Here is a 13,252-nt window from a genome sequence, read left to right on the forward strand (position 1 = left end):
AACTTCGTCGCGAAGACCGGGTGCAAGTGCATCGCAACGACGCGGTGTCTGTCGGTGCTATTGCCTTCGGGTTCGGTCATGGACCGGTACGGTGCGGGTGTGCAGTTACGTTACAACTACCGTATGTATCCGACGCCTGGCCAGCAGATCGCGCTGGCCAAGGCGTTCGGGTGCGCGCGGGTGGTGTTCAACGACGGGCTGCGCGCACGGCAGCAGGCCCGCGAGCAGGGCTTGCCGTACATCCCGGACGCCGAACTGTCCAAGCAGATCATCACCCTGTCGAAGGCCACCCCTGAGCGGGCATGGCTGGGCGAGGTGTCGGCGGTGGTGCTACAGCAGGCCCTGGCCGACCTGAACGCGGCCTACCGCAACTTCTTCGCCTCGATCAGCGGGCAGCGCAAGGGCCGCAAGATGGCCCCGCCCAGGTTCCGGTCCCGCAAGGACAACCGGCAGGCCATCCGGTTCACCCGCAACTCCCGGTTCAAGGTGCTGGACAACGGCCGGCTCAGACTGCCGAAGATCGGCGAGGTGCGGGTCCGGTGGTCGCGGCCGCTGCCGTCCGACCCGTCGTCGGTGACGGTCATCCGAGACGCGGCCGGGCGCTACTTCGCCTCGTTCGTCGTGCAGACCGGTCCGCAGGACACGCTGCCGCCCTCGGAAGGCGAGGTGGGGATCGACCTTGGCCTGTCGCATTTCGCGGTGCTGTCGGACGGCACGAAGGTCGCCGCGCCGAGGTTCCTGCGCCGCGCGGCCCGCAGGCTCAGGCGGTTGCAGCGGGCCCTGTCGCGCAAGCAGAAGGGCTCGAACCGCCGCAGGAAAGCCGTCGTCAAGGTCGCGCGGGCACACGGGCGGGTGGCCGATACCCGGCGGGACTGGCAGCACAAGCTGTCCACGGCGATCATCCGCGACAACCAAGCGGTCTACGTCGAGGACCTGTGCGTGACCGGTCTGGGCCGGACCCGGCTCGCCAAGAGCGTCCACGACGCCGGATGGGCCAGCTTCACCGCCATGCTGGAGTACAAGGCCGCCCGGTACGGGCGCACCTTCGGCAGGGTGGACAGGTTCTTCCCCTCCACCCGCATGTGCTCGGCATGCGGCCGGATCAACGACAAGATCGCGCTCAACGTCCTGGCGTGGGACTGCCCCTGCGGAGCAGCCCACGACCGCGACGTGAACGCGGCGCTGAACATACTCGCCGCCGGACGGGCGGAGAGTCGAAACGACCGTGGAGCGCGGGTCAGACCACCAGCGATGGCGGCACCGCGCGGCGAAGCGGTAACCCACCCGGACGCCGCGCGGACCATGCGCAGCGTGGAGGGAGTCTCCGTCCTTTAGGACGGAGAGGATGTCAAATCCAGTACGAGCCGGCGCCCCCGTACATGGCGGACGAACCCGTCTGATCGGAACGAACATTCCGCCATACCGGTGATGATCTTCGCTTATAGGCATAATCACGCGAATGGCGATGTCGCTTCCGGTGCGGTTCCGCAGCGATGGGGTCCGGGTGGCGGTGGAGACCGATCCCCTGCACGCCCCGCTGCGCGACTTTCTCATCAACGACCTGGGCGAGGACGTCTCGGCGATAGCGCGCGCCCAGGGGCGGCTGAGCGACGGCGCGGCCCGGCCCTGGCAGGAGGAGTACCGCTACCACCGCCTCGACTTCGACGGGACGACCGTGCACGTGCGGGACGTCGGCGGATGGGCGTCCTGCGACCTCGATCCGGCCGTCCTGCGGCGGTGCCTGGACGAGTACCTCCAGCAGGTCGGCGCGCTCAAGAGCCGCCGCAGCCTGGAACGCGAGCTCGGCCGCCCGGGCAGCGGCGAGCCCATGGCCGCCTCCCTCGCCCTCGGTTCGGTCTCCCAGCGGACGCAGGGATGGGGCCTCGTCCAGACCCCTCGCGCCGTGCTGGAGGATCTGGCCGGCCTGACTCCCCACCCGGACGCCTGCCTGCCGCACGGCATCATGGAGACCGGCTCCGGTGCCTGCTGGGCGGACCTCGCCGTCCTGGACGAATCGGGGACGCGCCTACGCAGCGGCACCAAGACGTTCATGCCGAAGGGCCTCGACCCGGAGCGCCTCATGGGCGAGCTGGGAAACGCCCTGACCCAGGCCCGATTCCTCAACGGGATCCCCGGGGCGTGGTCGGGTGTCGTCGCCGGGGTGCCTGTGCACGGCTACGTCGACCCGGAGTCCGTCCTGCGGCTCCCCTGCGAGCCCATCGAGATCGGGGGTGTCGCCCGGCGCGTCAAGGTGTTCTTCCCTGAACTCGCCGACTCCGGTGTCGACCTCGCGGCGGCCGCCTCCAGCGCCGGCGCGTTCACGCCTTCGGTGAACGGGCCGCGGCACGTCCTTACGGCGTTCCTGCTCCACGACGTGCAGAGCCACCGCCACCACCTGGAAGTCGTCCGCGCCGCGCGGCCAGGTTGGGAGCACACGGGGAACGCCTGCCACGTCAGGATCGACGTCCAGACCGTCCGGCTGGAGCACCTGTGGCTGCCCGGACACACGTGCGAGGTGCCGACGGGCGAGTTCGCCAGCGTCCTCTACGAGTACGAACGACTGATCGCGGTCTGACCGCCCGTCACGGGTCGAAGATGTCGTGGGCGCCCGCCGCGACGCGCGCCCGCACGTCGTCCACGGTCGTCAGCCGCCCCGAGAAGCCCCGCACCAGGACCGGCTGACGTTGACGCAGGCGCCGTCTCGGGCGAGGGCCGCCTCCCCCGGGACGTGATGCAGGGGGTCACGGCCGCCGCCCCGCGACAGGACCAGTTCGTGGACCTCAGCGGGGTCGATCGCCTCGCTGGAGACGAAGTGGACGTTGGCCGACACGGCTCACCAGGACGACACGGCTACGAGAACGCCGCGACGATCGTCTCGGTGAGGGCCGCGCCGGCCACGCCGTCCGGGTCCAGTTCCGGGTCGTAGATGGCGATGTGCATCCCAACCGCGCGCGGGCTCGCCACCAGGGTCCGCAGGACGGACGTCAGCTCCTCGAACGACAGACCGTCCGGGTTGGGGGAGTCGACGGCCGGCATCACGCTCTTGTCCAGGATGTCGACGTCGAGGTGGATCCAGAACCCCTCGATCGGGGCGGCCTCCAGGTGCGCCCGGGCCCCCTCGGCGGCCGAGTCCGCGCCGTGTTCGCGGATGTACTCGATCGGGAAGCGCCGCACGTGCGAGGCCTCGAACGCGTCCAGGTCGAACAGCTCGAAGTCCTCGGGCTCCCGCTGGACGCCGATGTGCGCGACGTCCTCCTCCCGCACGTAGGGGGCGAGCCCCTCGATGCCGGTGAGCGCGGCCGGGCCGCGCCCGGTGACGAGGCCGAGCGCCGCCCCGCCCGCCGTCAGCCGTCCGGCGACGGTCGACGGGTCCCGCCGGGGCGAGTAGTCGTCGTGCCCGTCCAGATGCGCCAGGCCGTACGCGCCGCGCCGGCGCAGCGCGAGCATGGGGCCGAGCAGGATGCCGCAGTCCCCGCCGAGCACCACCGGGAAGTCGCCGCGGTCCAGGATCTCGCCGACGCAGGCCGCGAGCCGCTCGGTGTAGTCGGCGATGCCCGGTCCGTTCAGGTAGCCGGTCTCGTGGTCCGGGCCGAACACGTAGGGCGGCGGGTCCACCCGGCCCGCGTCCTCGGCCTTCAGCCGGGCGACGATGTCGTGCCCGCGCAGCGCGCGGGCGAGCCGCCGCACACCGGGCTCGTGGCCCTCGCGCGGAGGACGGAGCCCCAGGTTGGACGGGGCGTCGAGCACTGCGATCATTCCTGCAATCTAGAACACGGACTCGGCCCGGCACACTACGGAAACAAGCGGAACATCGGAATCGCCGGAAAGGATCGGTCAGTGACCATTTCGGGGCGGCTCGTCGACCGCGTCCTCGGCCTCCCCGAGTCGCCGTCCCCGCACGTCGAGGCGGCACGGGACCTGCGGATGCCCATGCCGGACGGCGTCGTGCTCGTCGCCGACCTCTACCGTCCGCGCGGCGCGGGGCCGCTGCCCGTCGTGCTGATACGCACCCCCTACGGCAAGCGGCAGGCCGTCGTCCGGCTGTTCGCGGGCGTCCTGGCCCGCCGCGGGTTCCAGGTGGTCGTCCAGAACGTGCGCGGCGTCTTCGGGTCGGGCGGCGAGTTCCATGCCTTCCACGACGAGAAGGACGACGGCCTGGCCACGCTCAAGTGGCTCCGTGCGCAGCCCTGGTGCGACGGGCGGATCGCCATGGCCGGCGCCAGCTACCTCGGATTCACCCAGTGGGCCGTCGCGCCGTACGCGGACCCGCCGCTGGCCGCGATGGGACTGGGCATCACCGCGTCCGAGTTCGCCAGCTCGTTCTACCCGGGCGGCGCGCTCGCCCTGCACAACACCCTTGTCTGGTCGTCGCTGATGGGCACGCAGGACGGGAGAAGGCGGCCGTTCCACCACCGGCGCGTCCGGCGGGCGATGCGGCACCTTCCGGTGGGGGAGGCCGACCTCGCGGCCATCGGACGCCCCGAACCGTTCCTGCGCGAGGTCACGGCCCATGCCGAGCCCGGCGACGACTTCTGGAAGGCCACCGACCACAGCCCCGCCGTCCCGATGACCACCACCCCCACCACGATGGTCACGGGCTGGTGGGACCTCTTCCTGCGCGGCCAGCTCAGGGACTTCGCCGCCATGCGCGCGGAGGGACAACAGGTCCGCATCACCATCGGCCCCTGGGGGCACGACGCCAAAGCCCTCCGCGCGACGCTCTACGACCAGGTCTCCTGGCTGAACGCCCACCTGAACGGAGACAAGGCCCAACTCCGCAGGGCGCCGGTAAGGCTCCACCTGCAACAGGCCAACACCTGGCTGGACTTCGACCAGTGGCCCCCGCCCGAGACCACGCCCACGCCGCTCTACCTTTCGCAGGGCCTCGTCTGGGACGAGCCGGATGCGGACCCCGCCACGTTCACCTACGACCCCCTCGACCCGACCCCGAACGTCGGCGGCCCGCTGCTGTCGCCGGGCAAGGGCAGGCAGCGCGACAACGCCCCCCTTGAACGCCGGGACGACGTGGCCGTCCTCACCGGTGCGCCGCTCCCCGAGGACCTCGACGTGATCGGGCCCGTCTGGGCGACGGTCCACGTGCGCACCAGCACCGGGTGCGGCGACCTGTTCGTCCGGCTCTGCGACGTCGACCGGGGCGGCGTCTCGCGCAACGTCACCGACGGCATCCTGCGCATCACGTCCACCGGTCTCGTCCGCGCCGAGATCGAGATGCACCCGACCGCGTACCGCTTCCGGCGCGGCCACCGCCTGCGCGTGATGCTCGCGGGCGGCGCGTTCCCCCGCTTCGCCCGCAACCACGGCACCGCGGAGCCCGCCGGACGGGCGGTCGCGTCCCGGCGCACGCGCTTCGAGGTCCTCCGCGACCGGGACCACCCCTCCGCCGTCCACCTGCCAGTCTGGCGAGGCTGACCACGCCGGACGCGCGGTGTGCTCCGCTCATCGCACGCTGCGGCCCGTTCGTCGACAGGGCCGGGCAAAGCCGGGATGCGCCCGCGGACGGCTCGCTACGGTCTTCGCATCCGCCGAACGACCGGCGCGAGCCGCTTCGGGGGGAGCGGCCGGTCCTGTGTCCGCGCCGGGACGGCGACGGCGGTACGGGGGGAGAGGGGTCACTCGGGGGGAGTGGCCCCTCCGTCCGTTTCCATGGACTGCCCCGCCGGCTGACCACTTTGTCAGTCGGCGACGATGTCGCCACGGCGAGAACGCAGTTGCGGGAGAAGCAAAGAAAGCCGGAGCGCTTCACAATGCGGGAACCCGCGGATTCCACCCCCGCTGCGGGTCACGCCTAGTGAAGGGTGCGCTCCCGATGAACAGGCATCTGACGCACGCGCTCAGAGTCCTCCCCGCCACCGTCGCCCTGGCCGCCGGCGCCGCGCTGGCGCCCGCCGCGCAGGCCGCCGCCCCCGCAGGTCCCGCCGCCCTGCCCGCCCGTCCCCTCGCCGCCGCTCCCGCCGACAGCCCCTACGAGCGCGGGCCCGCGCCGACCGAGGCGAGCATCACCGCGGAGCGGGGCCCGTTCGCCATCGAGAAGATCGATGTTCCGGCGGGCAGCGGAACCGGCTTCAACAGGGGCACCATCTACGCGCCGACCGACACGAGCCAGGGGACGTTCGGCGCCATCGCCGTCTCGCCCGGGTTCATGTCCCCGCAGAGCGTGATCGACTGGTACGGGCCCCGCCTCGCGTCGCAGGGCTTCGTCGTCATGACCCTGGAGACCAAGAGCCTGCTCGACGCCCCGGCCGCCCGCGGTGACCAGCTCCTCGCCGCGCTCGACTACATGACGGGCAAGAGCAAGGCGAAGGACCGGATCGACGCGTCCCGCCTCGCCGTCATGGGCCACTCCATGGGCGGCGGCGGGACGCTGGAGGCCGCGAACAAGCGCGCGTCGCTGCAGGCCGCCGTCCCCCTCGCGCCGTGGGACACCAACTACGACTGGAAGAACGTCCAGGCCCCCACCATGATCATGGGAGCGGACAACGACACCATCGCGCCGGCCGACTCGATGGCGGAGAGGTACTACGGCACCCTTACGGCCGTCCCCGAGAAGGCGTACCTGGAGCTGAGGAACGCCGGGCACACGACGTTCAACGCGCCGAACACGACGATCGCGAAATATGCCATCGCCTGGATGAAGCGGTTCGTGGACGATGACGCCCGCTACGAGCAGTTCCTCTGCCCCGAACCGAGCCCGAGCACGACCATCGCCCAGTACGAGGGCACCTGCCCGACCGGCTGATCCAGCCGGTTCCGGACGGTGGTGGCGGCCACCCCCGCTCGGCCGCCACCACCGTCCGCGACCCCGGGGGCGTGTCGTGAGGGAATGCTCGGTGGCGTGCGGGCGCGGCACCGCCGCATAAATCGGGATCTCCCCCTGGCAGGCCGCCCGGCGCATTGCCGCAATTCTTCGTAAAGGAAACCTCGCGCCCGTTCCAACCTCCCGTCCGCCGTGCCACCGGGAAGGAGATCGCGCTGCCCGGCCGACGTTTCCGACATGACGGCAAATGGTCGGTGTGTGAGGCGGGACCCGCAAAATTGACCCGGAAGGAGTCGACTTCGATCTTCGGCTGCGGAATGGTCTCCCGCATGGATTCACGAATTCGAGCCACCGGGGCGACCGGCCCCGCCGAGTGGATGCTGGCCTTTCTCGGCGCCCGCGAGCAGGCGCTGCGCACGTACACCGGGGCCGCCTCCGGGCCCGCCGAGTGGCTGCTGGTCTTCCTGGAGGTCGGACGCGGCGAGCCGGCGTCCCGGCGGCGCCCCGCACCCCTGCCGTCCCGGCGCGGCAGGACCGAGGAGTCCCCGTTCGGCCGGCTGTCCGCCCGCAGCGCGTAAGGGAAGTCCTTGGCTTCCTCTCCCGCCTAAGGGTGGGGGATTCCAGCGGTCGCCCGTTGGGTTTCCTGCTTCGCCGACGAGTGCCCCGTCCGGGAGGTGTCCCGTTGAGGTCTTACACCGTCTCCACAGGCGGTCACCGCCAGCCCGGCGGCCAGGATGTTGCGTGCCGCGTTCACGTCGCGGTCATGCATCGCGCCGCACTCGCACGTCCATTCGCGGACGTCCAGCGGCAGCTTGGTGCAGATGGTTCCGCAGGCCGCGCACAGTTTGGAGGAGGGGAACCAGCGGTCGACCACGACCAGCTCGCGGCCGTACCAGGCGCACTTGTACTCCAGCATCGAGCGCAGCTCCCGCCACGCCGCATCGGAGATGGCGCGTGCGAGCGTGCGGTTCTTGAGCAGGTTGCCGACGGTGAGGTCTTCGATCACGACCGTTTGGTTCTCACGGACGAGACGGGTCGACAGCTTGTGCAGCAGGTCGCGGCGCCGGTCGGCGATCCGTGCGTGCACGCGGGCCACCTTGCGGCGGGCCTTGTCCCGGTTCGCCGAGCCGGGGGCTTTGCGGGCGAGTTCGCGCTGCGCCTTGGCCAGGCGGGCGCGGTCACGGCGCTCCTGCCGGGGATTGGCGACCTTCTCCCCGGTCGACAAGGTCACCAGCGAAGTTATCCCGGCGTCGGCCGACGCACGCGACCGCTTGCGCGACTTGTATCGCGGATACCTGGCGCGCTTGGCGAAGAAGTTGGTGAAAGCGGTCTGGAGATGGCGCAGCGCCTGCTGAAGCGGGACGCAGGACACCTCGGCCAGGAAGGCCAGTTCCTCGGTCTTCTTCCACTGCGTCAGCAAGGCCGACGACTGCGCGTAGGAAATGCGGCGCCGCTCGACGTTCCAGGCCCGGGTGCGCTCTTCAAGCGCTTTGTTGTACACCAGCCGCACGCAGCCGAACGTGCGCGACAGCTCGGCCGCCTGCTCGCCCGTGGGATGGAAGCGGTACTTGAATGCCCGCCTGACCTGCCGCGCCATGGCCCGCAACCTGTCGGCCTGGGTGCGAGCGCGGATGGCGAATGGCCCCGGAGGCGACTCGCCCCTTCCTGCCCTGCTCGGCAGGAGCTTCGTTTCCCCCCGGTCTGAAGGCCGGAGTATCCACCAAGGAGAACCGATGACCATCGAGATGCTCTTCGCCGCCCTGATCGGCGGCGCGATCGGCTTCGCCGAGCTCGTCGCGCGCTACCGCGACAAGCCCGTCGCGGCCCTGCTCTCCCCGGGCGGGCTGCTGTTCGTCTTCGTCAACGCCAGCGCTGCGCTGATCGCGCTGATCGCGGTGACCGCCTCCGGGTGGACGTTCGGGCTGCCCCCCACCACACCCCCGGCGAGCCTCATGGTCGTCCGGGTCATCGCCGCCGGGATCGGCTCCGCGGCGGTGCTGCGCATGTCGTTCGCCCCCGCGCAGAGCCGCGGCGGCGGCACCGGTCCCGTCGCCCTCCTCAGCGGCATACTGCGGCTCGCCGACGGTGAGCTGGAGCGCAAGCGCGCGCTCAGCAGGCTGTCGCACAACGACCTGGCCGGGCTGTCGTTCGAACGCGACCACGCGGCGCTTGCGGAGCTGTGCTGCCACCTCATGCGCGAGTTCGACCTGTCCGAGGCGCAGCGGCTCGGCGGCCTCGCGGCCGAGCTGAGCGCCCGCGAGGACCTCACCGACGCCGACAAGCTGGACTGCTGGGGCCTGGAACTGGCGCGGCTCGTCGGCGAGCGCGCCCTCCGGCAGGCGGCGCGGCGGCTGCGGGACCGGCCCCGCGACGAGCCCCGCCCGGCGGCCGGCCCCGAGCAGCGTCCGGCCGTCCCGGCGCCCGACCACGACTACCTGGTGGAGACCGCGCCGCCGCGCCCCTCGCCCGCCAAGACCTCCCGCCTTGCCCCGAGCACCAACGGCCGGTCCGCGAGCACGAACGGATGGGGGCCGAGCACGAACGGACGGGTGGAACGCAAGTCCTTCAGCGACTCCTGAGACTCCGTGGGATACCGATGCGTCCCCTTGCACGGACGTACCGGTATCTCCGCTGGGGCGGGCCGCTCTCTCGGCCGGGCGGACAGGTGTGCGGCGGTCTCGGAACCGTCCCGCCTCCAGTGCCGCCGCTTCCGGCACCAGAACTGAAAGGACCCCGCACATGAGCACGGAGCCCATGAGCACCGAACCCCGCGCCGCACCCTCCGCCGTATCGCCGGCCGGACGGTTCGGCGTCCTTCCGCGCTGGACCGGGAAGCCCGTGCGGCGACTGACCACCGCGGAACTGGCCGAGGCCCTCGAATACCTGGAAAGGCACCATCCCGACGACGACGTCCTCGGCCGCGCCCTCGCCGGAGAGTTCGCCCGCCGGACGGCCGCCGCCGAGTTCGCCCGCCGCGCCGCCGCCGACCGCGGCCGCGCCCTGGACGACGTCCCCGGCGGGGAGCGCGCCCTCGGGGCGTCTCCGCCGGCGGCGCCCGTCCCAGCGGACCCTGACGGGCCCCGCCGCCCGCCCCTGGCGACGCCGCCTGGCCACCCGCGAACCCCGCAGTGAGCCAAGGATCAGGGGGACGTGCGTGTCGTCCGTGACCCCGGGTATACAGCCGCCATGGAGGTAAAGCTGCGCAGGGTGTACGAGCCGCCATCGGGCGAGGACGGGACGCGAATCCTGGTCGACCGCGTGTGGCCGCGGGGCCTGTCGAAGGACAAGGCGCACCTGGACGAGTGGGAGAAGGACGTCGCCCCCTCCACCGACCTCCGCAAGTGGTACGGGCACGACCCCGACAAGTTCGAGGAGTTCACCCGCCGCTACGACGCCGAACTGGCCGAGCCCGAGCGCGCCGAGGCTCTCGATCACCTGCGGGAACTCGCCCGGCAGGGCACCGTGACCCTGCTCACCGCGACCAAGGACGTCGACCTCAGCCAGGCCGCCGTCCTCGCCGACCGGCTCCGCGACTCCGGCTGACCGCCCCGCGGCCGCCGCTGATCGGAGCCCGCTTCCTCATTCCGTTGCCCGCGGGAGGCGCAGGCAGAAGCACGCGCCTTGGGGCTCGCCCGGCCGGTAGTAGGCCTCTCCGCCATTGGCCTGGGCCAGCCGCCGGACGATCCACAGACCCAGCCCCGACCCGTCGGCGTCCCGTCGGGGCCCCGCCGCGCGCGTGAAGCGTTCGAACAGGCTGGGCACGAACTCCTCGGGTACTCCCGGCCCGCTGTCGCATACCTGGACCTCGACGGCGTCGCCCGCGCCGGTCGTTCGGATCTCGATCGGCGGGGCTCCGTGGTGGAAGGCGTTCTGCAGATAGTTGACCAGCATCTCTGCCAGTTCGCCACGGTCGGCCAGCACCCGGATCTCGGGGTCGCAGTAGACGTGCGTGTCCCGCGCCCGGTCACCGAAGTCCGCCAGGCATTGCAGCGTGATCTCCAGCAGCGGGACCGGCTCGCGGGGCGGGCGCGGGAGCTCTCCGCCGGTCCTGATCGTGGTCAGGAGCCTGGCCGCCAGTGACTGCAGGCGGGCGACGCGATCGGCGACCTGGTCGAGGATCCTTTTCCGTTCGTCGTCGGTGAGGTCTTCCGCGGGCTCGCGGAGCGTGTCTATCAGAAGGCCGATCCCGGCCAGGGGATTGCGGATCTCGTGGGCCATGACGGCGATCATCGTTCCCTGGAGGTCCAGTTCCGCTTCGAGCCGCTCCCATGCCCGTCGCCGGAGGGTGATGTCGCGAAGCGAGGCCAGGTGCAGGCGCTGACCCGACACCGTCGTGGTGCTGGCGCACATCTCGACCACCCGGGTGCCTCCGCCCGGCAGCACCAGATCGATCTCGGTGGAGTGGTCGGCGACGACCGGGTGTCCGAACGGGCTGCCGACCAGCTCGCTCGCCGGACGGCCGAGCAGTACCTCGGCCGCGGCGTTGCAGATGCGGATGACGCCCTGGTCGTCGACCGCGACGAGCCCGTCCGCCAGCGCCGACACCACCGTGGGCCCCGCTTCGCGCGCGAAGTCGACCGGCCACCCGGGTCCGGTTTCCGGCGTGGCCGGAGCCCCTTCGAACTCACCCATCCGTGCTCATCGCGTTCAGCGTTCCGGCCGCCGGTCGGGCGGCGGCACGTCCGGGTCGGGGAACAGGCGGGATCCGGTGGTGTAGGGGTCTCCCACGCGTAGCCCGGCGTGGTCGATGCCGACTCGGCGCACGGTGGGATCGTGGGGCGATCCGCGGCTCTGCAGCACGGCGACGATGCGCTGCACCACTCCCGCGTTCTCGGCGTAGCGCAGCAGGATCGTCACGTCGGTGATGCTGGCGACCTCCATGGCCGAAGCAGCGGGGACCGGTGCCCACGTGTCGGACGAAGTCGAGGAGGTGAACAGGGTCGTGATCTCGTGCTCCCGCGCGAGGGCGCCCAGCGCGATCACGAAGTCCAGCAGCGTCCTCGGTGCTCCTCGGCGCTCCAGGGCGGACAGGCTGTCGATGATCAGCCGGCTCGGCGCGAAGTCGGTGATGTCCCTCCGGACGCTCAGGAAGTGATCTTCCACCGACGCCTCCTCCGGGTAGCCGGCCGTGATCCGCAGCAGCCCCGAGGATTCCATGGCCTCCAGGTCCATGTCCCAGCCGGCGGCGCTGCGGTAGAGCTGGTCACGGGTCTCGTCGAAGACGTAGAACAGGCTGCGCTCGGCCGCCTGGAACGCCGCGTCGGCGAACTGCAGGGCCATGAGCGTCTTGCCGGAGCCGGGCGGTCCGGTCACCAGGGCCAGCGCGTCACGGAAGATCCCGCCGCCGACCATCTCGTCCAGTCCCGGAGTCCCGGTGGACACCCGCGCTCGCGACGCCTGCTCGCGCGGGGCCAGGAACGCCAGGGGAACGACGACGAGGCCCTCCGTCGGGTCGATGGTGAACAGCCACTCCCCGGTACGGTGCGTGGTTCCGCGGAACTTGACGATCTCCAGCGTCCGGCGGCGCCTCTCGTTCCGCAGGACGTTGCGAATGATCAGGACGTTGTCCAGGACGAACTCCTCGACGCCGTGCCGGGTCAGGCCGTCGTACTCGCTGTCGCGTTCGGTGGTCAGCACCGACGTGACCCCGACCGACTCCAGCCTCCGGGTGAGCCTGGCCAGCTCGCGGCGTATCAGCTCCCGATCCTGGAAACGGATGAGCAGTGTCCCCAGCGAGTCGAGCGAGATCCGCCCGGCCCCGACCTGGGCCACGGCGTGCTCGACCCGCGCGATCAGGCCCCCCAGGTCGTACCCGCCGACCGAGAGCATCTCCTCCTCGACAGCGGAGACGTCCACGAAGACCCACTTGCCGTCCCGCTCCCAGCGTGCGATGTCGAAGCCGAGGGAGGCGACGTTGCTCCGGAGGTCCTCGGGCGTCTCATCGAAGGTGACGAAGACTCCGGGCTCCTCGTACTTCATGATCCCCCGGGCGAGGAACTCCAGAGCGAACAGGGTCTTCCCGCTGCCGGCGGTACCGGTGACCAGCGTGGAGCGACCGGCCGGCAGCCCGCCCACGGCCACCTCGTCGAAGCCGCTGATCCCGGTCGGGGTGCGCCGAACCTCAGTGACCATCAGCGCCCCTTTTCCACTGGAGACGACCGGTCCACCTCGACCAGGCCCAGGAAGTCGGCGGCCTTCCGGTGATCGGACAGGTCCCCGATGACCCGGCAGCGCGGAAGCGGACCGGTCCTGATGACCATGGGCGTCGCCAGAACACCGTCCCGCTCCGCCAGATCCGGCCGCTCCGACACGTCGACGACCTCTATGTCGTGGCGGTCGGGCAAGAAGGAGTCACACAGGAACCGCAGGTTGGCCAGCGCGCTGAGCGACCTTGGCGTGCGACCCGCGATGTACACCGTGAACGAGTAGACCGTCGCCGCCATCATGACCACCGCGTCATCGGTAACCCTCCGTTAC

General features: G+C 71.2%; 14 protein-coding genes. 8 read left to right on the forward strand and 6 right to left on the reverse strand.

Annotated elements, in window-relative coordinates:
• Positions 1-99: 99 nt before the first annotated feature.
• A complete protein-coding gene (locus tag ABWI07_RS07045) occupies positions 100-1,335 on the forward strand; it encodes an RNA-guided endonuclease InsQ/TnpB family protein (RefSeq protein ID WP_353817973.1) in 1,236 nt (411 codons plus the stop codon).
• Positions 1,336-1,459: 124 nt separating this feature from the next.
• Complete coding sequence (locus ABWI07_RS07050; protein ID WP_149259984.1) at positions 1,460-2,575, forward strand: hypothetical protein; 1,116 nt, start codon at positions 1,460-1,462, stop codon at positions 2,573-2,575.
• Positions 2,576-2,644: 69 nt separating this feature from the next.
• Here ABWI07_RS07050 and ABWI07_RS07055 read toward each other — a convergent pair whose 3' ends face one another.
• Positions 2,645-2,830: a hypothetical protein gene (locus ABWI07_RS07055; RefSeq protein WP_353817974.1), complete on the reverse strand. Its 186-nt coding sequence runs from the start codon at positions 2,828-2,830 to the stop codon at positions 2,645-2,647.
• 20 nt (positions 2,831-2,850) lie between these two features.
• Positions 2,851-3,756 (reverse strand): arginase family protein, encoded by a 906-nt coding sequence (locus ABWI07_RS07060; protein ID WP_353817975.1) that lies wholly within the window; start codon positions 3,754-3,756, stop codon positions 2,851-2,853.
• A gap of 81 nt (positions 3,757-3,837) precedes the next feature.
• Between ABWI07_RS07060 and ABWI07_RS07065 the strand changes: the two genes are divergently transcribed.
• From ABWI07_RS07065 to ABWI07_RS07075, 3 genes are all read left to right on the forward strand, one after another.
• A complete protein-coding gene (locus ABWI07_RS07065) occupies positions 3,838-5,430 on the forward strand; it encodes a CocE/NonD family hydrolase (protein WP_353817976.1) in 1,593 nt (530 codons plus the stop codon).
• Between the two features lie 397 nt (positions 5,431-5,827).
• Positions 5,828-6,757, forward strand: a complete 930-nt coding sequence (locus ABWI07_RS07070; RefSeq protein WP_353817977.1) for a dienelactone hydrolase family protein — start codon at positions 5,828-5,830, stop codon at positions 6,755-6,757.
• Between the two features lie 347 nt (positions 6,758-7,104).
• A complete protein-coding gene (locus ABWI07_RS07075; RefSeq protein ID WP_149259981.1) occupies positions 7,105-7,353 on the forward strand; it encodes a hypothetical protein in 249 nt (82 codons plus the stop codon).
• A gap of 26 nt (positions 7,354-7,379) precedes the next feature.
• Here ABWI07_RS07075 and ABWI07_RS07080 read toward each other — a convergent pair whose 3' ends face one another.
• Positions 7,380-8,372, reverse strand: a complete 993-nt coding sequence (locus tag ABWI07_RS07080) for an RNA-guided endonuclease TnpB family protein (protein WP_149259980.1) — start codon at positions 8,370-8,372, stop codon at positions 7,380-7,382.
• Between the two features lie 136 nt (positions 8,373-8,508).
• Here ABWI07_RS07080 and ABWI07_RS07085 point away from each other — a divergent pair, with 136 nt between their 5' ends.
• From ABWI07_RS07085 to ABWI07_RS07095, 3 genes are all read left to right on the forward strand, one after another.
• Positions 8,509-9,354, forward strand: a complete 846-nt coding sequence (locus tag ABWI07_RS07085; protein ID WP_353817978.1) for a hypothetical protein — start codon at positions 8,509-8,511, stop codon at positions 9,352-9,354.
• A gap of 160 nt (positions 9,355-9,514) precedes the next feature.
• Entirely contained in the window at positions 9,515-9,907 is a 393-nt protein-coding gene (locus tag ABWI07_RS07090) for a hypothetical protein (RefSeq protein ID WP_149259978.1), read from the forward strand.
• Positions 9,908-9,961: 54 nt separating this feature from the next.
• A complete protein-coding gene (locus tag ABWI07_RS07095; protein WP_149259977.1) occupies positions 9,962-10,318 on the forward strand; it encodes a DUF488 domain-containing protein in 357 nt (118 codons plus the stop codon).
• A 36-nt stretch (positions 10,319-10,354) separates the two neighbouring features.
• Here the strand turns inward: ABWI07_RS07095 and ABWI07_RS07100 are convergent, their stop codons facing one another.
• The 3 genes from ABWI07_RS07100 to ABWI07_RS07110 are packed head-to-tail and all read right to left on the reverse strand — an operon-like array spanning position 10,355 to position 13,218.
• Complete coding sequence (locus ABWI07_RS07100) at positions 10,355-11,407, reverse strand: sensor histidine kinase (RefSeq protein ID WP_149259976.1); 1,053 nt, start codon at positions 11,405-11,407, stop codon at positions 10,355-10,357.
• A gap of 15 nt (positions 11,408-11,422) precedes the next feature.
• Positions 11,423-12,907, reverse strand: coding sequence for a circadian clock protein KaiC (gene kaiC, locus ABWI07_RS07105; protein ID WP_353817979.1), 1,485 nt, complete (start codon positions 12,905-12,907; stop codon positions 11,423-11,425).
• Entirely contained in the window at positions 12,907-13,218 is a 312-nt protein-coding gene (locus ABWI07_RS07110) for a circadian clock KaiB family protein (protein ID WP_353817980.1), read from the reverse strand. The genes kaiC and ABWI07_RS07110 overlap by 1 nt, the downstream gene beginning before the upstream one ends.
• Between the last annotated feature and the right edge of the window lie 34 nt (positions 13,219-13,252).

Source organism: Actinomadura sp. NPDC000600 (assembly GCF_040492135.1).
Classification (GTDB): Bacteria; Actinomycetota; Actinomycetes; order Streptosporangiales; family Streptosporangiaceae; genus Spirillospora.